General features: G+C 51.6%; 19 protein-coding genes. 10 read left to right on the top strand and 9 right to left on the bottom strand.

Annotated elements, in window-relative coordinates; genetic code table 11:
• Positions 1–17 precede the first annotated feature (17 nt).
• The 9 genes from IEY11_RS07160 (at position 18) to IEY11_RS07120 (ending at position 8,607) form a co-directional block, all read left to right on the top strand.
• Positions 18–1,307 carry an HlyD family efflux transporter periplasmic adaptor subunit gene (locus tag IEY11_RS07160; protein WP_118480091.1) on the top strand — a complete coding sequence of 430 codons (1,290 nt, stop codon included), beginning with the start codon at positions 18–20 and terminating at the stop codon, positions 1,305–1,307.
• Positions 1,304–2,029, top strand: a complete 726-nt coding sequence (locus IEY11_RS07155; RefSeq protein WP_118729850.1) for a YggS family pyridoxal phosphate-dependent enzyme — start codon at positions 1,304–1,306, stop codon at positions 2,027–2,029. The genes IEY11_RS07160 and IEY11_RS07155 overlap by 4 nt, the downstream gene beginning before the upstream one ends.
• Positions 2,030–2,049: 20 nt before the next feature.
• Entirely contained in the window at positions 2,050–2,550 is a 501-nt protein-coding gene (locus IEY11_RS07150) for a cell division protein SepF (RefSeq protein ID WP_243022707.1), read from the top strand.
• 9 nt (positions 2,551–2,559) lie between these two features.
• Positions 2,560–2,838, top strand: a complete 279-nt coding sequence (locus IEY11_RS15220) for a YggT family protein (protein WP_147358098.1) — start codon at positions 2,560–2,562, stop codon at positions 2,836–2,838.
• Positions 2,839–2,932: 94 nt separating this feature from the next.
• Complete coding sequence (locus IEY11_RS07140; RefSeq protein WP_117488033.1) at positions 2,933–3,526, top strand: DivIVA domain-containing protein; 594 nt, start codon at positions 2,933–2,935, stop codon at positions 3,524–3,526.
• 27 nt (positions 3,527–3,553) lie between these two features.
• Complete coding sequence (gene ileS, locus IEY11_RS07135; protein ID WP_119189377.1) at positions 3,554–6,343, top strand: isoleucine--tRNA ligase; 2,790 nt, start codon at positions 3,554–3,556, stop codon at positions 6,341–6,343.
• Positions 6,344–6,404: 61 nt separating this feature from the next.
• Positions 6,405–6,875, top strand: a complete 471-nt coding sequence (gene lspA, locus IEY11_RS07130) for a signal peptidase II (RefSeq protein ID WP_110436776.1) — start codon at positions 6,405–6,407, stop codon at positions 6,873–6,875.
• Positions 6,876–6,877: 2 nt separating this feature from the next.
• Complete coding sequence (locus IEY11_RS07125; protein ID WP_188886184.1) at positions 6,878–7,798, top strand: RluA family pseudouridine synthase; 921 nt, start codon at positions 6,878–6,880, stop codon at positions 7,796–7,798.
• Positions 7,795–8,607: an HAD family hydrolase gene (locus IEY11_RS07120; RefSeq protein ID WP_188886183.1), complete on the top strand. Its 813-nt coding sequence runs from the start codon at positions 7,795–7,797 to the stop codon at positions 8,605–8,607. Before IEY11_RS07125 ends, IEY11_RS07120 begins: the two co-directional genes overlap by 4 nt.
• A gap of 440 nt (positions 8,608–9,047) precedes the next feature.
• On the opposite strand, the gene pdxT is transcribed toward IEY11_RS07120, so the two are convergent.
• The 6 genes from pdxT to IEY11_RS07090 all read right to left on the bottom strand — a co-directional run bounded on the left by pdxT (position 9,048) and on the right by IEY11_RS07090 (position 16,259).
• Positions 9,048–9,632, bottom strand: coding sequence for a pyridoxal 5'-phosphate synthase glutaminase subunit PdxT (gene pdxT / locus IEY11_RS07115; RefSeq protein ID WP_117750800.1), 585 nt, complete (start codon positions 9,630–9,632; stop codon positions 9,048–9,050).
• 1 nt (position 9,633) lies between these two features.
• Positions 9,634–10,506 carry a pyridoxal 5'-phosphate synthase lyase subunit PdxS gene (gene pdxS / locus IEY11_RS07110; RefSeq protein WP_110436780.1) on the bottom strand — a complete coding sequence of 291 codons (873 nt, stop codon included), beginning with the start codon at positions 10,504–10,506 and terminating at the stop codon, positions 9,634–9,636.
• Positions 10,507–10,669: 163 nt separating this feature from the next.
• Complete coding sequence (locus IEY11_RS07105) at positions 10,670–12,589, bottom strand: HlyD family secretion protein (RefSeq protein ID WP_188886182.1); 1,920 nt, start codon at positions 12,587–12,589, stop codon at positions 10,670–10,672.
• Between the two features lie 61 nt (positions 12,590–12,650).
• Positions 12,651–13,163 carry a nucleoside/nucleotide kinase family protein gene (locus IEY11_RS07100; protein ID WP_118359391.1) on the bottom strand — a complete coding sequence of 171 codons (513 nt, stop codon included), beginning with the start codon at positions 13,161–13,163 and terminating at the stop codon, positions 12,651–12,653.
• Positions 13,164–13,293: 130 nt separating this feature from the next.
• Complete coding sequence (spoIVA, locus tag IEY11_RS07095; protein ID WP_188886181.1) at positions 13,294–14,769, bottom strand: stage IV sporulation protein A; 1,476 nt, start codon at positions 14,767–14,769, stop codon at positions 13,294–13,296.
• A gap of 14 nt (positions 14,770–14,783) precedes the next feature.
• A complete protein-coding gene (locus IEY11_RS07090; protein WP_118729859.1) occupies positions 14,784–16,259 on the bottom strand; it encodes a DUF3794 domain-containing protein in 1,476 nt (491 codons plus the stop codon).
• A 141-nt stretch (positions 16,260–16,400) separates the two neighbouring features.
• Between IEY11_RS07090 and IEY11_RS07085 the strand changes: the two genes are divergently transcribed.
• Entirely contained in the window at positions 16,401–16,547 is a 147-nt protein-coding gene (locus IEY11_RS07085) for a hypothetical protein (protein WP_158557213.1), read from the top strand.
• Positions 16,548–16,699: 152 nt separating this feature from the next.
• Here IEY11_RS07085 and IEY11_RS07080 read toward each other — a convergent pair whose 3' ends face one another.
• The 3 genes from IEY11_RS07080 to nrdD are packed head-to-tail and all read right to left on the bottom strand — an operon-like array spanning position 16,700 to position 19,852.
• Positions 16,700–17,215: a dCTP deaminase/dUTPase family protein gene (locus IEY11_RS07080; protein WP_118285774.1), complete on the bottom strand. Its 516-nt coding sequence runs from the start codon at positions 17,213–17,215 to the stop codon at positions 16,700–16,702.
• 16 nt (positions 17,216–17,231) lie between these two features.
• Positions 17,232–17,726 (bottom strand): anaerobic ribonucleoside-triphosphate reductase activating protein, encoded by a 495-nt coding sequence (gene nrdG / locus IEY11_RS07075; protein WP_118729860.1) that lies wholly within the window; start codon positions 17,724–17,726, stop codon positions 17,232–17,234.
• 5 nt (positions 17,727–17,731) lie between these two features.
• Positions 17,732–19,852 carry an anaerobic ribonucleoside-triphosphate reductase gene (nrdD, locus tag IEY11_RS07070; protein ID WP_118729861.1) on the bottom strand — a complete coding sequence of 707 codons (2,121 nt, stop codon included), beginning with the start codon at positions 19,850–19,852 and terminating at the stop codon, positions 17,732–17,734.
• Between the last annotated feature and the right edge of the window lie 193 nt (positions 19,853–20,045).

Genomic DNA, 20,045 nt, shown 5'->3' with positions numbered 1-20,045 from the left:
ATATACGAGGTCTTTACATGGGACAACAGACAAAAAGCACAAAATCCAAGCCGCGAAAACGGCGGAATGACGGCGGAAATCGCGTTGTATTTATCATTGCGGCGGTGCTGATGGTGATTTATCTGGGCGGCCGCCTTTCTAACGCGTTTTCGGCTGCACCGGAGACCACACCGGCTCTGCATGTCACAGTTAATGACAGCTTTACGAGCGATGGCTGGTTCTTCCGCGATGAAGAACCGATCGACAATGCCACGGGAAGCTCGGTCAAGCACATCGTGTACAGCGGTGAACGCGTACAGCAGGACGCACCGCTGGCGATCATCTATTCCGATCAGGAATCTATGGACCTGAGCCGACAGCTCGATCCGCTGGAGGAACGTATTTCTCTTCTGGATACGGCGCTGCAGTCCGCATCGGACAGCTCAAACATCGCAAAGCTGGATCAGGTCATCACGCTGACGATCGAGCAGCTGGCCGAGCAGGTGAAGGAAGGCAGCGGTTCTTCGGTCGCATCCGCCGCAAGTTCGCTGCGCACGTTGTCGCTACGCCGTGAGGCAGGCAATGTGGATACCAACGAGGTATCTGCCGAACGTGACGCTTTGGTTTCTGAGCAGTCCTCGCTTGAGCATCAGCTTACCGGCCGGACCACGGAACTTACTGCATCTTCGTCCGGATATTTCTCCGAGGTAGTGGATGGATACGAGAGTATTCTCACACCATCCTCACTGGATGAGATGACCGTGGAGCAGTTTGACAAGACCGTTGCGCAGCAGCCGTCTGCTGAGAACAGCAATTCGCTCGGCAAGATCGTCAAGGGATTCAACTGGTATCTGGCAGCTAAGATTCCGGCCGAGCAGGCCGAGCGTCTGCAGGTCGGTCAGGAGCTGACGGTAAACTTTACGCAGGCTTCGATGGAATCCAAAGTAACCGTGCATTCCATCAACCATCAAGGTGACAGCGATACAGCTCTGCTGGTGATGGAAGGCACAGAATTCAGCAGTGAAATGGTTTCCATGCGCGAACAGCCAATCGAAATTATCATTGCGACCTACACCGGACTCAAGGTGCCGAAGAGTGCCGTCCGCGTGCAGGAACAAACAGACAGCGACGGAAAGACCACGCAAATCCCCGGCGTGTTCATCCTGAGCGGCTCGATACAGAAATTCAAAATGATTAACGAGCTGTTTGAGGCGGACGATTATTATGTCGTCAAACAGAGTGCGACCGACTCCGATATGCTGGTCGAGCGAGACCAGGTTATCGTTCAAGGTAAAAATCTGCAAAACAATATGGTGGTGAAAACATGACGGAGCAAGAAAAGAAAGAACTGCAGGAACGCGTAAAATCTGTGATCGAGCGCGTCAACAATGCCGCCGTGCAGGCAGGGCGCGATCCCAGTGAAATTACGCTGGTGGCTGCGACCAAAATGAATGACGCCGAGCGCGTGCAGGTAGCCATCGAAGCAGGCATCCGCGTGTGCGGTGAAAACCGTGTGCAGGAGCTGCAGGAGAAGTATGAACAGGACGCCTACGATGGCGCAGACCTTCAGTTTATCGGCACGCTGCAGACCAACAAGGTCAAGTATCTGATCGGCAAGGTTTCGCTGATTCAGTCAGTCGGCTCGGTTCATCTCGGCGAGGCTATCGCCAAGGAAGCCGAGAAGCGCGGTGTTTGTCAGGATATTCTTCTGGAGGTAAATATCGGAAGAGAAGCCGCAAAAAGCGGTCTTCCGCCCGAAGAACTGCACGATGCGATCGTGAAATTGAGCGCAAAAAAGTCACTTCATATCCGCGGATTGATGGCAATTCCTCCCGTTGCAGATGAAAAAACAAAAAATTCAAACTACTTTACCGAAATGCGTCAAGTATTTATTGACATTTTGACGAAAAAATACGATAATGTAGATATGGATTATTTGTCTATGGGAATGACGAATGATTTTGAAACGGCGATTGCGTGCGGAGCGAACATGGTTCGCGTGGGCACGGCGATCTTTGGCAAACGGCCGTATCAGATCGTTTCGCCTTAAAACATAAGGAGGAACTTGGCATGGGTTCAATCAAAGGCTTTATTGATTGGGTAAAGGGCAGCGAGTTGGAGGACGACTACGAAGACGAGATGCCCCGTCAGAGAAACGAAGAACCTGCGATGGATAGCGAGCCATCATCTTACAATAGAAGATCCTATGACCGTTCGTACGACAGTGATGCACAGGACGCGCCTCAGGTGCGCCGTCACGATCGAAGCGATAAGGTTGTAAACATCAATACTACTACACAGCTGGCTGTGGTTCTGGTCAAGCCGGATCGCTTTGAGGCGGCTGCAGAGATTGCAGATCATCTCAAGGACAAGCGTACGGTTGTCCTCAATCTGGAGCAGACCAACAAGGATATTGCCCGTCGCCTGGTGGACTTCCTCAGCGGTGTTGCGTATGCAAACGAAGGCAAGATCAAGAAGGTTGCAAACAGCACCTATATTATCACACCCTACAATGTTGATATTATGGGCGATCTGATCGACGAACTGGAAAACAGCGGTATGTATTTCTAAGCGCAGATCGTGAGTACTATCGTGAACAGCTTGGTAATATATTTCGTAGGAAGCTTATTGCGCATTCTGCAGTTTATGTTTTTTGCACGGGCAATCATGAGCTGGTTCGTACAGGGCAGCGACTCAAAAATCTACGAGTTTCTGTGCCTTGTTACCGAGCCGCTCATTCAACCTTTTCGCAGTCTGCTGAGCCGCGTGAGTGCACTGCGGAATTGTCCGTTTGATTTTGCGTTTATGCTGGCATTTTTTGTTCTGATTGTTTTAGAACAAATGGTATATATGCTTTAAGCCTGCCGGACAAACGGCGCTGATTTGGTCGGGCGCAGCCCGACCATTTTTCCGTGTCAGTACGGCAAATGATATAAAGACGGAGGAAAAACATATGACGGTGCAGGAAATACAAGAAATCGGCTTTGAAAAAGCAGTTTTCGGCGGATATGACATGAAGTCTGTCGATACTTTTCTCGAGCGTGTTGCAGAGGAATTTGCAGCGATGCAGAAGGAAAACGCTGCTATGAAGGCAAAAATGAAGGTGCTGGTCGATAAAATTGAAGAATACCGCGGTGTTGAAGAAGGAATGCACCGTACCCTACTGACCGCTCAGTCGATTGCACAGGAGACAATCGACAAGGCAAAGAAGGAAGCAGAGGAGATCATTGCTTCTGCGAAGGATGAAACCGCAAACAAGGTGAAAGACACCCAGGCGGAAATCAACACCGAGGAACAGAAACTGGAGACTGCCCGCAAGAACACTGCTGAGTTTATCGCTCATGTAGCAAAGCTGTATCAGTCGCAGGCAAGAGCATTGGCAGAGTTGGCGAAGGGCGAAAACCTCGCTCCGGTACAGCAGACTGAAGATGCAAAGAACACAAATGCGACTGGGAAGGGCGATGCACCAGTGGAAGATGCAACGCGTAAATTCGACTTCGGCGAACTGCAGTTCGGCACTGAATACGACCCGAAGGACGTTAAGTAAATAAGCGAAAGGACTGAATACTGCACAATGCAGCAGGATTACAACAATACGATCAATTTGCCCAAAACCGAATTCCCGATGCGTGCCGGTCTGCCGAAGCGCGAGCCGGGTTTTCTGGAAAACTGGGAGAAGAACGACCTCTACCATGAACTGATGAAGAAGAACGAGGGCAAGCCGCTTTTCGTTCTGCACGACGGCCCTCCGTATGCAAACGGCAATCTGCATATGGGTCATGCACTGAATAAGATCCTCAAGGATTTTATTCTGCGTTCGCGCAATATGATGGGTTATCAGGCTCCGTACATTCCGGGCTGGGATACCCATGGCCTTCCGATTGAGCGTCAGGCAATCAAGGCTTACGGCATGGATCGCAGCAAGGTTTCCACTGCGGAGTTCCGCTCCAAGTGTGAAGAGTTCGCACACGATCATGTCAATACCCAGCGTACCCAGTTTAAGCGTTTGGGCGTTATCGGCGACTGGGATCGTCCGTACCTGACCCTGACCCACGATTACGAGGCTGCTCAGATTGAGATTTTCGGCGAGATGGCTAAGAAGGGTTATATCTACAAGGGTCAGAAGCCGGTTTACTGGTGCCCGCACGACGAGACCGCACTGGCTGAGGCAGAGATTGAGTACAAGGATGTTCCGTGTAAGTCTATCTTTGTAAAGTTCGCTGTAACCGATGACAAGGGTGTTATCACCAAGCTGCTTGGTACCAAGGAGAATGTATATTTCGTAATTTGGACCACCACTACCTGGACCATTCCGGGCAACCTTGCAATTTCTCTGAACCCGAACTTCGAGTACGATTTCGTTAAGGTTCCGAACGGCGAGATTTATGTTCTGGCTAAGGAACTGGTTGCTTCTGTTATGAAGACTGCCGGCATTGACAGCTGGGAAGTTCTCGCAACCGTTCTCGGCTCTGATCTGGAGCTGATCAAGACCAAGCACCCGCTGTTCGACCGTGATTCTCTGGTTATCACCGGTGACCATGTAACGCTCGATGCCGGTACCGGCTGTGTTCATACCGCTCCGGGCTTTGGTGCTGATGACTTTATCGTTTGCCAGAGGTACAACATCCCGATTATCGTTCCGGTTGACGGCAAGGGCCGTCACACCGCCGAATCCGGCAAGTACGAGGGTATGTTTGTTGACGATTCCAACGAGGTTATTCTCAAGGATCTGGATGACTGCGGCGCACTTCTCGCAACCGAGGACATCGTGCACAGCTATCCGCATTGCTGGCGCTGCAAAAACCCGATCATCTTCCGTACCACCGAGCAGTGGTTCTGCTCTGTTGATGCGCTCAAGGATGACGCAGTCAAGGCTTGTGAGGACATCAAGTGGATTCCCGGTTGGGGTCAGGAGCGCATGACCTCCATGATCCGTGAGCGTTCCGACTGGTGTATTTCCCGTCAGCGTGTCTGGGGTGTTCCGATTCCGATCTTCACCTGCAAGAAGTGCGGCAAGCCGTTGGTAAATGAGCAGACGATTAAGACCGTTGCTGATCTGTTCCGTGAAAAGGGCTCCAACGCATGGTTCGACATGACGGCTGCTGAGATTCTGCCGGCAGGCACCAAGTGTGAGTGCGGCTGCAGCGAGTTCGACAAGGAAACCGACACCATGGATGTATGGTTTGACTCCGGTTCCTCCTGGCGTGCTGTTATCGAGAACCGCGAAGGTCAGAAGACCCCGGTTGACGTATATCTGGAAGGCAATGACCAGTATCGCGGCTGGTTCCAGTCCTCGATGCTGACTTCTATTGCTACGCAGGGCAAGGCTCCGTACAAGACGGTTATCACCCACGGTATGATCGTTGACGAGGAGCGCCAGAAGATGTCCAAGTCTCTGGGCAATGGTATTGCTCCGGAGGATATCCTCAAGCAGTATGGCGCAGACGTAATGCGTCTGTGGGTTGCTTCTTCTGACTACCGTCAGGATATGCGTATTTCCAAGGACATGCTCAAGCATCTGTCTCAGAACTACCTCAAGATCCGCAACACGGCTCGCTACATTCTGGGCAACCTGTTTGACTTTGATCCTAAGACCAACGCTGTTGCATACGCAGATATGCCGGAGTTGGATAAGTGGGCACTGATGAAGCTGAACGACCTTGCTGCAAAGGTTCGTGAGGGATATGATAGCTACGAATTCCACACCGTATTCCATGCAATTCATAATTTCTGTGTTGTTGATATGTCCAACTTCTACCTCGATGTGATCAAGGATCGTCTGTACTGCGATGAGACCGATGGTCTGAGCCGCCGCTCTGCACAGACTACGATCTATCGTATTCTGAGTGCGCTGGTTCGCATGCTGTCTCCGATCCTGTGCTTTACCGCAGACGAAATCTGGCAGGCTATGCCGCACGCTGCTGAGGATGATGCTCGCAACGTAGCATATAACGAGATGCCGCAGGCTGACGAGGCTTTGTCCTTCAGCGATGAGGATCGTGCTAAGTGGGACAAGCTGACCGCATTCCGCGATGACGTAAACAAGGCGCTCGAGGGTGCGCGTACTGCTAAGACCATCGGCAAGCCGTTGGAAGCATGCGTTACTGTTTACGCTGACGCTGAACAGGCTGCATTCCTGAACGGCTGTGGTCAGGATCTGGCCGATCTGTGCATTGTTTCCGAACTTGATGTCGTTGCCGGTGACGGCGAGGGCGCTGCAAGCGAGAATCTGCCGGGTCTGAAGATTGCTGTTGCCCGCGCAGCAGGTGAGAAGTGCCTGCGCTGCTGGAAGCAGGCTAAGACCGTTGGTTCTGATGCAAAGCATCCGGGTCTGTGTGCTCGCTGTGCCAAGGTTGTAGGCTAAAAGAAGAATCCAAGGGGGAGCAGAGCAATTCTGTTCCTCCTTTTTGGTTTGGAGGTAGAAGATGCCGATTTATATTTGTGCAATCTTGCTGATGATCGCAGCAGATCAGGCAGTGAAATACTGGGCGTTTACGTCCCTGCAGGCACAGCAGACCATTCCGTTAATCAATGGTGTGTTTCACTTGACTTATATCGAGAATCGCGGTGCAGCATTCAGCCTGTTCGCGCAATTTGATTCACGCTGGATTTTTGTTGTATTGGCCATTGTGATTACAGTTGCCATTTTCACAGCGATTTACAAGAATATGCTGCAGACTCAGCTGGGCTGCTGGTCTCTGATTCTGGTGGCGGCAGGCGCACTCGGCAACGCCATTGATCGTGTAGCACACGGTTTTGTTGTCGATATGTTTGACTTCCGTCTGATTCATTTTCCGGTATTTAATGTGGCAGATATCTTCATTTGTGCAGGTGGTGTACTGTTTGTGCTATATTTTATGTTTCAGCACAAGGAAACAAGCGAAGCGGAGAAGTAATCATGAGTGAATTACAATTTACAGTTCCGGCAGAGCAATCCGGCAAGCGTATCGACATCTGGCTGGCAGAGCAGATTGAAGGATTGACCCGCTCTGCGGCGCAGAATCTGCTGTCAGAGCAGGCAGTAAGCTGTAACGGTCAGCCACTCAAGAAAAATTACAAGCTGGCCGGCAGCGAGGCGATTACGGTTCAGCTTCCGGAGTTAAAGGAAGTAGATCTCAAGCCGGAGAATATTCCGCTGGATATTGTTTATGAGGATGCAGATATTGTGGTGGTCAACAAGCCACGCGGCATGGTTGTGCATCCGGCGGCCGGCAACTGGGACGGCACGTTGGTAAATGCATTGATGTACCACTGTGGTGACAGTCTTTCTGGCATTAACGGTGAACATCGACCGGGCATTGTGCATCGTATTGATAAGGATACCAGCGGTCTGCTCGTTGTGGCGAAAAATGACGCCGCACATCAGAGCTTGGCAGCTCAGATTGCGGCGCATACGGCGTATCGCGGCTATGAAGCGATTGTGGTTGGTTCTGTCAAGGATGATACCGGAACGGTGGATAAGCCGATTGCCCGTCACAAGATGGATCGAAAAAAAATGGCAATCGTGGAGGGCGGACGTGAAGCAATCACGCATTATACTGTCATCAAACGATATAACGGCTACACATATATGGCATTTCAGCTCGAGACCGGACGTACACACCAGATTCGTGTACATATGGCATCTATTGGTCATCCGATTATCGGTGATCCGGTGTACGGACTGAAAAAAGACCGGTTTTCCAATATCGGCGGTCAATGTCTGCATGCAGCGAAGCTGACGCTCACGCACCCGAAAACAGGGGAGCGGATGGAGTTTTCGGCATCGCTGCCACAATATTTTACTGAAGTTCTTGATAAATTGGAGCGTATGCAATGAAAAAGTTTAAGGGTATGCTGCTGGCTTGCGATATGGATGGTACGCTGCTCGATGATTCAAAGCAAATTCCGGCAGAAAATTTGCGCGCATTACAATATTTTACGAAACAGGGAGGACGGCTGTCGCTTGCGACCGGCCGTTCTCCTCATGCTATTGGCACATATATAGACCAGTTGCCGGTCAATGCGCCATACAGTGTGATGAATGGTTCGTTGATTTGCGATGAAAATCGCAAGATTTTGTATTGCTCCGGCATGCCGTACGAGACGAAAGAAATGATCGAGCATATATTGTTAAATAATTCACAATTCGGTTGTGAGGTTTTTACTGCAGAAACGGCGCTGATTCGTCAAATGAGCGATCACACGCTGCAGCACATGCACAAGCTGCATTTGGATTATCAGATGCTTTCTAATGAGCAGTTTGCAAAAAGCGCAACTGCGGACTGGTGTACGGTCAATTTTACCGGTGAACCGGCACAAATCACCGCACTTACACAGGATTTACTGATTCGATATCCGCATGTATTTGATGTGACATCCAGCATGCCGACATTCTGTGAAATCACAGCCGCTGGTGTGAATAAGGGTTCGGCTCTACGAAATATTGTTGAATACTTACCAGACGTTGAACGTGTGTTTGCTATTGGCGACAGCTACAATGATGAATCCATGCTGCAAGAAGCTCAGATTTCGTTTGCACCGGCCAATGCAGAGCCGGAAGTGCTGCAAAATGTCAATATGACGGTAAGTTCTAATAATGATCGTGCTGTGGCTGATATGATAGAGTATCTGGAGAAAATAGGATGAAAACTGTTAATTATTAATTGTCTATAAAATAGATGGTTTGTTAATTATACAAAATCTTTATTTTGTATAATTAGAGGTACTGGCAATTACGCAGCATCGCTGCTGCGCTGACTGTCCTAATTTTTCTTATTCAGCTTCTTCTATCCTCGTAAGACGTTCTATAATTTGTTGCAATTGGTTATGTATCGGCACATATGTGCCAATAGCATGAGTTGTTTTCGTATCTGCATAGGCTTTTTCTCGTATGGTTTTCGTAAAATAAAATCATCGCAAAAATACTTAGACAATTGTTTTTCTGTGATGCATCATTTTCGTGCAGTGACAGCAAACACAATTGTCACATTTAGTCATAGCATGCTCATATCTTTCTGTTGGTGTTTTTGTGTGCAGTAGATTTTCTATACAGACGAAAGCGGCTCTTACAGAGCCGCTTATTTTAGTTATCCCGCATTCTTCAACCGAAACTGCTCAACCATCCGAATAAAATGCTGATGCACCGTCAAATCCATATCTAATTCCGGATGAAATGCGGTCACGAGCATATTATCCTGCTGTGCAGCAACAATATTACTGTCAACAACGGATAGCACCTCGACATTATTTCCTACGCTCTCAATATATGGTGCGCGAATGAATGTCATCGGTATTCTCTCGCTACCGCCAAACCGATCATCCGTGAAAAAACTGCCAAGCTGTCTGCCATAGGCATTACGCTTTACGCGGATATCCATCACACTGAAGCATGGTATGCCACCATCAATCTGCTTAGCCAGCAGAATCAGACCGGCACAGGTTCCGAATACAGGAAGTCCGCTTTGAATCCGCTCACGTAGCGTATCATACAAATCCAGCTCGCGCAAGAGTTTATTCATTACTGTGCTTTCGCCACCCGGAATAATCAAACCATTCATCGGCTGATCCAGATCGCGCTTCTGGCGAATTTCGAAGTGCGGTACGCCGAGTTTATCCAGCACTGCGGCATGCTCTGCGAAGGCGCCCTGCAGCGCCAGAATTCCAACTGCCATTTTACTTGCCTCGCTCTGCCATCAGCAATGCGATTTCGTTCTCGTTAATGCCAACCATTGCTTCACCCAGATCGGTAGACAGTTCTGCAATCAGCTTTGCATCGGTGTAGTTAGTAACCGCCTTTACGATTGCTGCAGCACGCTTTGCCGGATCGCCGGACTTGAAGATGCCCGAGCCAACGAATACGCCTTCTGCGCCAAGCTGCATCATCAGTGCTGCGTCAGCCGGAGTTGCAACGCCGCCTGCTGCAAAGTTTACGACCGGCAGTCGGCCATTTTCATGCACACTTCGGAGCAGTTCAACCGGAACCTGCAGTTGCTTTGCGGCCTCAAACAACTCATCCTCACGCAGATTCTGCACACGGCGAATCTCTGCGTTCATAGCGCGCATGTGACGAACCGCTTGTACAACATCACCGGTGCCCGGCTCACCCTTGGTACGGATCATTGCAGCGCCTTCAGCGATGCGGCGCAAAGCTTCACCCAGATCACGCGCACCGCATACAAACGGAACCTTGAACTGTGTCTTATCAATGTGGTATACATCGTCCGCCGGAGACAGCACTTCACTCTCGTCGATATAGTCGATCTCGATTGCTTCCAGCACCTGTGCCTCAACAAAGTGACCGATACGGCACTTTGCCATAACCGGAATGGAAACCGCTTCCTGAATACCGCGAATCATCTTCGGGTCGCTCATACGGGAAACACCGCCTGCTGCACGGATATCAGCCGGAATGCGCTCCAATGCCATAACTGCACATGCGCCTGCTGCTTCGGCAATCTTTGCCTGCTCCGGTGTGGTTACGTCCATAATGACGCCGCCCTTCAGCATCTGGGCCAGTTCCTTGTTCAGCTTATATTGTACGCTCATGTCGTTCAGACTCCTTTGTTGTTTGGTGTATGAACGCATTATACGCCTGATCTGAATATGTTAAAATATTCAGATTATAATTATTTTATAATGCCAGTTTGTAAGAAATAAAGGAAAGCACGGTTTCTGTTTCTAAAACAAAATCCGTGCTTTATGCTACTTATCAGCCGTTATATGCTGTATTTTCCTCATCAGTTACCGCGTTTGATGTATTTGGTGTGGCATTCAGATAAACCGTTGCACCTTCATCGCCGCCCCAGAAAATTTCGGTATTGTTCGCATCTGAAACGCCGGTTTCCACCGCTACCAGCTGATAGCCTTCGGGGGCTTCCATGCCGTCCGGAATCGGCAGTGTATCATCGAACGAAATTTCGTTGCCGTCCTTGTCGATGAGCTTTTTGGTGAATACACCCGTACTGCCATCCGCCGTGTGAACGATAGCGGAAGTCGGTACTATCAGGCAGCCGTTCGATTCGGCAACTGCAATTTTGTAATCGACCATCATGCCGCTGGAAATCGCCTGACCTTCGATAGAATCAACCGTGATAATTGCTTTAAAAGTCGTCAGACTGCCCTGACTGCCCGTGTTCTGACTCGGCTCCGGCGAAACCGAGTCAACCACACCGGTGAGCGGCAGCTCGGAACCATCCATTGTGTACATGTTCATTGTCACCGTCTGACCAGGCTCGACAGACTGCACTTCATCTGTCGTCAGCTCGGCCGTAACAACGGTATCGCTCAGGTCGGAAACAACAACCAGAGGCTCGGTACCATCGGTCTCCTCCCCTTCTTCCGCGTTCAGTGAGGTGACAACGCCGTCCATCGAAGCCGTCATCGTAGCATCCAGAATCTCCTGCTGCAGCTTGAGAATGCGCGTCTGAATCTCGCTCACCTTGGCCTGTGCGGCTGCAGCCGTGCTCTGTGCAGCCGTGAGACTGCTTCGCGCGTCCGAGGTATCCGGCGCTGCAACATTGGAAATTGACATAATGACTGCACTGCTGCTGTATGTGCGGTTCGAGCCGTTATAGGCCGTGATTTCACCGCTGATCGGTGCCGTGATAACCTGCTCCTTGCTGTAGTCCAGCGTGCCTGAGCCGGAAGAGAAAATCGTGCCGGCGCTGTCGCTGTTGATCGTTGCGGTAGCACTCGTTCCCTGCGCCAGTGAACCGGAGGGATTCTGCACGGTTAATACGACAAGGAACGTACCTTTGCCGGAAGTGGAATCAATCGACGAAACCACAGCGGAAACCTGTCCGGCAGAGGTAGAGATCGTAGCCGTCTGACCGGCCTTGATATCTTTGGCATATTCCGAACTAAACTGTACAGCAAGCTGCATCTGGCTGTCGTTGACCATACGGCCGATGGTCTGTCCTGCACTTACCTTCTGCCCTACCGCAAATGTGCTTGATGCGATAAACTTGCCGCTGAACGGTGCCGTAGCGCTGCTGTGGGTGTACTGGCTCTGTGCCGAGGCAATGCGGCTCTGTGCCTGCGTGATCGCTGCCTGTGCGTTGGTCAACTCACTCTGCGCGGCCGTGAATTCGGCCTGTGCCGCTGTCAGCTGTTCGCGGATTCCGGTCGGATCGACAACGACCAGCGGATCACCGGCATGCACCGCATCTCCCTCGGAAACCAGCACCTGAGAGATTTTGCCCTCAAGTCCCAAGCCAAGTTCTTCCGTGTTGCGTGCAGCCGTTTCACCGCTGCCCTCGATATAAGTGCCAATATCGCCATAGGTAACGACTGCAGTCGTCGGAACTGTGTCCTCCGTGCCGGTATTACGTGACTGAATGACAGCAAATACCGAACCGCCGACCAGCAGAATAATCAATCCTGCTGCAATGATAACGCGGACGCACTTGCTTCGATTAAATCTTTTGCGAAAGGATTCAGCTATCTGCTCTGCCTTCTCGTTTTTTTCGTCAGCATCAGCTTTTTCGGATGCTTCTTCCAGTGCAGTATTGTCCTCCGTCTGAACGGTCTTGTCAGCAGTGTTTTCTGACATCGACGGAAGCGTCTGTGTCTGCTCAAGCTCTTGTTCATGCTTGTGTTTGCCGAAGAACTTCTTCTTGTTCTGGCTCATATTTTGATGTTCCTTTCTATGCGCTGTTCCTGTGAAACAGAGCCGTGCCCGATCTTGAAAGTTATCTCTCGATCAGAGCCTGTAAAAAGTCATGTACTTTTGCGGGCAGTTCCTCCAGCGAACCGTCGTTGAGGAATTCCGCATCATAGGCGTACGCTGCAACACCATCGTCTGAGCGATTGCCCAGTTGTCCGCGTGCCTGCTCAAGTGTCGGTCGACGCACGAGAATGGTCTTGCAGTTTACGCCTGCCGCCTGACGGAAGCGCTCGATCTCCTCCGGCTCCCGGATATGGACGAACAGCAGTTCTGCATCATTTTCAGCAAATATCTGCAGCTGTTCTGTGCAGTAGCGGAACGGAAGGTCGTTGAATTCCGTGCAGTCTGCCTTCAGCTGCGAAAGAAAACGACGTGCCGCCGGTGTTTTGGTGCCGTCCCATCCGGCGGCTTTGGCCACCTGCAAAATGGGTGTGATGGACGAAATGTTCTGCACCTTCCAGCTTTGCGCGGCAGCACTGCATACGGTATCCTTGCCGACACCGCCGCTGCCGTTTATGATAAACACTTGTTTGGTCAAGTAAAAGTCTCCTTCAAATGCGCATTTCTATACACTATACATTTTAGCACAGCAAATCGACCTTTACAAGCGGACAGTCTTTACAATTCTGTTAAAAAAGCGTGCCTGTTTTTGGCAGGCACGCCCGATTTCACAGGATGATGCAGATGAGTCCTCCTGCGCTTTCGTTGATGATCTTTTCCAGTGTTTCACGGATTTTACCGCGAGCATCGTCCGGCATACGGCTCAATTTGTGCGACAATTCCTCACGCACGAGTTCATTGAGCGACTTTCCGAAAATATTGGTCTCCCAAATCTTCTCCGGCTGTTCCTCAAACTCGCTGAGCAGATAGTGTACCAGTTCTTCCGACTGCTTTTCCGTGCCGACGATCGGATTGACCTCGGCTTTGATGTTGGCCCGCATCATATGGATGGATGGTGCAGAAGCCCGCAGACGCACGCCATACCGTCCTCCCTGCCGAACGATTTCTGGTTCCTCGAGCGACAGCTCCTCCACCGACGGCATCACAATGCCGTAACCGGTCTGATATACCTGATCGAGCGCACCATGCAGCCGTTCGTACTGCTGTTTCACCGTAGCGAAATCCTCAAGCACATGAATCAAATCTGCGTCATCCCGAACCTGAATGCCGGTCTGCTCGCCGACAATGCCATAGAATACGGTTTCTGGTACATCCACATGCACGACCGCCGAGCCGCTGCCGAGCGCCATATTGTCCACACTCGCCCGCTCGACGTATTCGTTCTCTTCAAGGGTACGGCATAGCTTCTGTACATCGCGCATTTTTTCTCCGCCTTCGGTGGCTGTGCGGATGCACTGGTAAATGCTGTTCTGCACCGGATGATGCAGCGGCAGAGTACCGATATAACGCGGAAGGACAAAACCAATCTCGCAGACCGGAAATTCATACAGCACCTGCTGCAGAATATCCGCAATGCCGCTCTCATCCAGTTCAAGACAGTTCACCGCAATCGGTGCAATCCCGTACTGCGACTGCAGCTCGGCGCATACACACTGTGCTGCTTCGCCGTTTGGCTCTGACGAGTTTACCAGCACGAGAAACGGCTTGCCGAGTGACTGCAGTTCCTCGATTACGCGTTTTTCTGCCGGTATATAGGCTTCACGCGGCAGATCGGTAAAGCTGCCATCGGTCGTCACCACCAGTCCGATGGTAGAGTGCTCGCCGATAACTTTGTGTGTGCCGATCTCTGCCGCTTCGGCCAGTGTCATGGGTTCCTCCTGCCACGGTGTAGATACCATGCGCGGTGTATCTCCCTCCATGCCGCCGAGTGCGCCCTCTACCAGATAGCCTACGCAGTCCACCAGCCGTACCCGGCATGCGCCGCCTTCCGGCAGAGCGATTTCTGCCGCTTCTTCTGGCACAAATTTTGGTTCGGCAGTCATAATTGTCCGTCCGGTGCCGGACTGCGGCAATTCATCCCGTGCGCGCTCCCGCTTGTAGGGATTCTCCATATCGGGCAGCACCATAGTCTCCATGAACCGCTTGATAAATGTGGATTTTCCCGTACGAACCGGACCGACAACGCCAATATAAATATCACCGTCGGTGCGACTGCTGATTTGATCGTAAATCTGGTTTTCCATTCTCTTCCCGCCTTTCAGTCCTGAATCGGAATCAGCAGCATGGCATTCTGCACACGCTCTGCCTCTGCCGGCAAGTCATTCGCACAGCGAATCGCCTGCTCGGTCGTACCGCAGTTTTTGGCAATGTCCCACAGCCGTTCTTCGCCGTTGATCTGCTTGAGAACCAGTGTTACGCCGTTATGACTGCTCTCCTTTGGCTTGATCTCCAGCGCAGAGATATAGCAGAACGTCACGCGCTCCTGTGTTGCAGCAGTGCCGTTTGCGGTGACAGTCAAAAGTAATCCACGCTCACCCGCCGCTGTGGCGCGTGCCGAAAGCGTAAGATCTTCCGGCTCTCCGGCTTCACTATACGGCATGGTCAGCGGTACAATACGCTGCACTGCGCAAAGCTGCTGTTCATCACTCAAATACAGCACACGAACACCGGCTTTGACCTGCAGCTCGCTCTCCGATACGCGCTTTGCGCCGCAGCAAACCGCCTGCGCGGCAATCACATGAGAAACATGCTGTGCAGTCTGCAAAGTCTCACTGCCTTCGGAGGTAAACGGCTGCGCGGATGGCATATTCTGCAATACAGGATGCTCTGCCTGCGCAGCAAGCTCCTTGCCGGGCAGATACATATCCTCGATGCAGCGCAGCCTGCGCTCCTGCCGCAGCAGCACCATAGCCTGTGCGCTGATGGTGCAGGACAACATGCCATCGGATTCCAATCGGCAGTCTGCCTCAGATACGGTCATCCGGACTGCAGTCAGGGCGTCTTCTTCTGCTTCCGATAGCTCGAGAATCTGCGTGAACGGCGTGCTGCTGTTCAGTACGCGCACTGCATCATCCTCCTGCATGGCAAGACAGTGCAGCACAGCTTCACCTTTCACGATGATTCTGCCATGCATTGCGCGGCACTCGGAAACCTGCATCGTGCAGTCGCTATGCAGAAGGGACAGCTCCGCTGCATCCGCAAGCTGTATGTCGTCCAGTATTGTCACCGGATAACTGCGTACCTGCTCCAGCAGCGTTATGTTCTGCAAATGGCTCAGGCATTCTATGCCGTCCAGTTCGACCGATTCCGTCACGTCGCATTCAGCTTTGCAGTAGCCTTCGGTTAAAAAGCAAAGCTGAACGCTGACGCTCACCTTGCGGCTGTTCATAGCTTCGGCATCTACTGCAGCAATGCGGCACACGGTGCTGCAGATAGATTCTGCCGTTAAACCCTCACATTCCTCAATATGCGCAAACGTGACCGGCACGGAGAGCCGACGCAGCTTACCACCGTTTTCCGGTTCGTACAGTATGGTCGTCTGCACGGTGCCGGATACCAGCAGGCGGTCATTCTGTGGAGTCTGGTCCTTGATGGCCGCCGTACCATACGCGCACACAATTCGTCCGATATCCGGAAACGTGTCCGGCACAATCGAATCCGCACTCTCTGTCGCCGCAGAGATATGCGCTAATTTCTTTTCGTAGTAGCAGATGCTTGTTTGATTCAGTTCCATTGATGCTGCCTCCTTTGGTTTCACCGCTGCTCCTGCATTACCATATGAAGCACTTGTGTAAAATATGAGCAGATTGGTTTCGCTTTGCTGTCACATTTTCCATCCGCGCTGCTTATACTGGTAACAGGAGCGTGATGCGCTATGTTCTGCCGTGGTCAGGCGATCGGTCTTGCCGTATTTATGTTTGGAACAGGCTTGCTGCTAGGCAGTCTGCTCCCATCCTGTCTGCCGGTGTGGCTGATTGCACTGGCAGTGATCGCGGCAGGGCTGTTCCTGCTGCAGTGCTGAAGGAGGGTAAGGCATATGAAGGTTGTTGTATGGAAAAGTCCCAAGTGCTTACGCGGGATCCTGTGCTGCCTGTTTCATGTAAACAGGGCATAAGAAAAAGCGCATTCGCAGATAAATCTCTGTGAATGCGCTTTTGGCTGTTTATAAAATCGTTACTTCTTTTCAGTCGTGCTACCGAAGCCGCCGGTGCGTTCACCGTCAGCCTCATCGTCCACGGTGATACCGAACGGCAGGAAAATACCTTGTGCAAAGCCGTCGCCTGCGGCAACCGAAAGGGTTTTGCCCTTATGATCGTCGCTGGTCATCTTAATGAGAATGTGTCCTTCATTTTTAGCCTCAAAGTAGTCGCTGTCGATAATGCCGACCGTATTGTCGAGCTGCAGACGGTGACGGAAGCCCAGACCGGAACGCGGGTACAGGCTCAGCACCCAGCCGTCCTCGATCATAACGCGGATACCGGTCGGAATAAGGATGGTCTCATGCGGAACAAGCGTAAAGCTTTCCGGCGCAAAAAAATCATAGCCGGCAGAGCCTTTGGTCGCGCGGCGCGGCAGCCGGATGTTCTGATAGACCTTCTTGGCCTCATCCGCGCTGCGGCGGGTAGCCGCGCACCAGTCACGGACAAACTGTTCCTCGGATACCTTGAAAAACTGTGCGATCTGTTGCATAATTCAGAACTCCTTTTTACTTATCGTCATGCAGGACGATATTGTTAGCCGCAAGCGTGCGCGGAACATCGATCACGCGCTGGTTGGCACTGCCGCGCCAGTGAAGCTGCGGATCGGCCTGCGCCTGTACAAAACGACCGTCGATCAGCACGTCAATCTGATCGAGAAACGGCAGCCACTTGATTTCCTCCCAGCGATAGCCGGTGTACAGCCAGATGGTCTTGTCCGGAAACTTCTGCCGAATCTCGCGGCACAGCTCGCTGACCTCCTCACGGTTGCCGGGGAAAAGCGGATCGCCGCCGGAAAACGTGATGCCGGAGATATAGTCCTTGCCGAGCTCGGTGAACAGCTCATTCTTTGCTGCCTGATCAAACAGCAGACCGCCTTCCGCATCCCATGTGATGGGGTTGTGACAGCCGGGACAGGCGTGTCCGCAGCCGGCCACCCACAGCACAACACGCAGGCCGTCGCCGTTGAGCATATCGTCCTTGGTTATATTGTGATACTGCATTCGTGTTACATACTCTTTCTTTCAGCAATTTCGGCCATCTTGGCATCGTTCAGGCGCGTATCGCCCTTAACGCGAGAGTAGGAAAGATAGCCGTTCATTCTCTCGATTTTGGTAAGGTTGCGGCTGCCGCACTTCGGGCAGACATCCATAGACAGTTCCTCATGACCGCAGTCATCGCAGTACGCGAGTGAAAGATTGACACCCTCATAGAAGCCCTTTGCCATGGCGCGGCGCACCAGAGAGCGAATCGCCTCATGGTTGTAGTCAATCGGATACTTGACGTACTGAATCTTACCGCCGTTGCACAGATTCCAGAAACGACCCTCAAGATCCTGCTTCTGAATCGGTGTCAGGTCCTCGGTAACATGGCAGTGGAAGCTGTTGGAGACATACGGACGATCGGAAACGCCCTCGATGATGCCGTATTTCTTGCGGAACTGCTCGACCTGCAAACCGCACAGACTCTCTGCCGGTGTACCGTAGATAGCATACAGATTGCCGTCCTCGTTCTTGAACTGCTCGACCTTATCGTTGATATACTGCAGTGTTTCGAGGGCAAACTGACCGTCCTCGGCAAGCGATTTACCGTTGTACAGTTCCTGCAGCTCGTTGAGTGCAGTAATGCCGAACGACGCAGTAGCGGTTTTCATAATCGGCTTGATCTTGTCCGACGGCTTGAGATGTCCGCCGTAGAAGCCGCCCTCGCAGTACGCCAACGGATTGGTGGATGCACGCATCTCCCCCAGGTATGCATAGGTGCGGATGTGCAGCTTGCGGATAAGCTCCAGATAGTAGTCCAGCACCTCGCAGAACGGACGGCTCTCCTGCTGTGCCTTAGCGTAGATCATCGGCAGGTGCAGCGATACCGCGCCAATGTTCCAGCGGCCGACAAATACCGGCTTGTCGCTCTCATCAGCGGGCTTCATGCCTCCGCGCTCGTACCACGGAGACAGGAACGCGCGGCAGCCCATCGGACTGATGATCGCGCCGTACTTTTTATACATGCTCGGCACATAGCCTTCACCGGTCAGCGACAGCCAGTCCGGATACATCGCACGGGACGAGCACAGGATACCGGCTTCAAATACATCCTCAAGCAGTTTGCCGGGACCGTGCAAGTTCTCATCGTACAGGAATACGATCTTCGGGAACAGGACCGGCTTTTTCTGGCCTTTTTTGCCCTGTCCCTTGCGGCGTACATTCAGCATGGTAATGGAGGCCAGCTTGGCAAAACGACCGGTGCCGGTTCCCATTGTCATGGTGATGAACGGATAGTCGCCGCGGCTGGATGCTACCGTGTTGAACTTGTACTCCCAGCCCTGGAAGCCCTGCTCAAAGTCGTTGAGAATGTCCGCCATAACTTCCTTCTCGACCGTATCAGCATCCAGTCCCAGACGAGTATACTTCTCGGTCAGCATTTTGTAGCTGCGCTCGGCATAGGGCTCGAGCAGCAGATCGACCGACGGCACGGTAAAGCCGCCGTACTGCTGGCTTGCAGCGGAAAGCACGATATCACCGATCACGTCAAATGCAACATTAAGTGTTTTCGGCTCGTTGTACCACAGATTGCCCATCTCAAAGCCGTCCTTGAGGACACTCGCTACATCAAACAGGCAGCAGTTCATGGTATCGCGGCGTGCCGACATATCGTGGACGTAAATGTAGCCGTCCCGACAGGCCTGCAGTTCCTCGGTGTTCATAAAGAACTTCTGGTACAGCTCCTTGTTGAGCTGATTGAAGATCAGGCTGCGCTTAGTGGAGACCAGCGCGGAATCCGTGTTGGAATTTTCCTTATCGCCGATATACATGATAGACTGGCTTTTCTGGTATACGCTGTCCAGCATGCCGACAAAATCCTGCTTATAGTTGCGGTAGTCGCGGTAGCTTTTGGCAACCTCCGGCTGCACCGACTCAAGTGCAGACTCAACGATGTTGTGCATTTGCCAGATCTGAATCTCGGTCATGTGATGGTCACGGATATAACCCTCGACATGATTGCAGATCGACTTCAACTCATCCTCTGTAAAGTTGTAGAGGACACGGTTTGCCGACTTATTGACGGCGATAACAACCTTCTGGATGTTAAACGGTTCTTTGGTGTGATCCTTTTTGACAACTCGAACCATGTGTTGTTCTTCCTCTCTAAATTTCATACGTTCATCATTATATCATATTGTCCGATAAAAAGCGAACAAAAAAGCACTGCTGTTTACAGGCAAAGCGTAAAAGTGCATACCCATATATCATGTGCCGCTATTGCATTGTACCATACAAGATATAGATTTGGAAGGATAAAATTCGACAAAAATATCATACATA

This window comes from Butyricicoccus faecihominis, assembly GCF_014648015.1.
GTDB classification, from domain to species: domain Bacteria; phylum Bacillota; class Clostridia; order Oscillospirales; family Butyricicoccaceae; genus Agathobaculum; species Agathobaculum butyriciproducens.
The sequence above is the reverse complement of the archived record's forward strand: the minus strand, read 5'-3'. Positions and strand labels throughout refer to the sequence as shown.

Bases quoted from the DNA above. Each gene is read 5' to 3' on its own strand.
- IEY11_RS07155 (WP_118729850.1), top strand. From the start codon at position 1,304: ATGACGGAGCAAGAAAAGAAAGAACTGCAGGAACGCGTAAAATCTGTG.
- spoIVA (WP_188886181.1), bottom strand. From the start codon at position 14,769: ATGGAAAACCAGATTTACGATCAAATCAGCAGTCGCACCGACGGTGAT.
- IEY11_RS07085 (WP_158557213.1), top strand. From the start codon at position 16,401: ATGTTCTGCCGTGGTCAGGCGATCGGTCTTGCCGTATTTATGTTTGGA.
- IEY11_RS07120 (WP_188886183.1), top strand. From the start codon at position 7,795: ATGAAAAAGTTTAAGGGTATGCTGCTGGCTTGCGATATGGATGGTACG.
- IEY11_RS07090 (WP_118729859.1), bottom strand. From the start codon at position 16,259: ATGGAACTGAATCAAACAAGCATCTGCTACTACGAAAAGAAATTAGCG.
- ileS (WP_119189377.1), top strand. From the start codon at position 3,554: ATGCAGCAGGATTACAACAATACGATCAATTTGCCCAAAACCGAATTC.
- IEY11_RS07080 (WP_118285774.1), bottom strand. From the start codon at position 17,215: ATGCAACAGATCGCACAGTTTTTCAAGGTATCCGAGGAACAGTTTGTC.
- nrdD (WP_118729861.1), bottom strand. From the start codon at position 19,852: ATGGTTCGAGTTGTCAAAAAGGATCACACCAAAGAACCGTTTAACATC.
- IEY11_RS07105 (WP_188886182.1), bottom strand. From the start codon at position 12,589: ATGAGCCAGAACAAGAAGAAGTTCTTCGGCAAACACAAGCATGAACAA.
- lspA (WP_110436776.1), top strand. From the start codon at position 6,405: ATGCCGATTTATATTTGTGCAATCTTGCTGATGATCGCAGCAGATCAG.
- pdxT (WP_117750800.1), bottom strand. From the start codon at position 9,632: ATGGCAGTTGGAATTCTGGCGCTGCAGGGCGCCTTCGCAGAGCATGCC.
- nrdG (WP_118729860.1), bottom strand. From the start codon at position 17,726: ATGCAGTATCACAATATAACCAAGGACGATATGCTCAACGGCGACGGC.
- IEY11_RS07140 (WP_117488033.1), top strand. From the start codon at position 2,933: ATGACGGTGCAGGAAATACAAGAAATCGGCTTTGAAAAAGCAGTTTTC.
- IEY11_RS07160 (WP_118480091.1), top strand. From the start codon at position 18: ATGGGACAACAGACAAAAAGCACAAAATCCAAGCCGCGAAAACGGCGG.
- IEY11_RS07125 (WP_188886184.1), top strand. From the start codon at position 6,878: ATGAGTGAATTACAATTTACAGTTCCGGCAGAGCAATCCGGCAAGCGT.
- pdxS (WP_110436780.1), bottom strand. From the start codon at position 10,506: ATGAGCGTACAATATAAGCTGAACAAGGAACTGGCCCAGATGCTGAAG.
- IEY11_RS07150 (WP_243022707.1), top strand. From the start codon at position 2,050: ATGGGTTCAATCAAAGGCTTTATTGATTGGGTAAAGGGCAGCGAGTTG.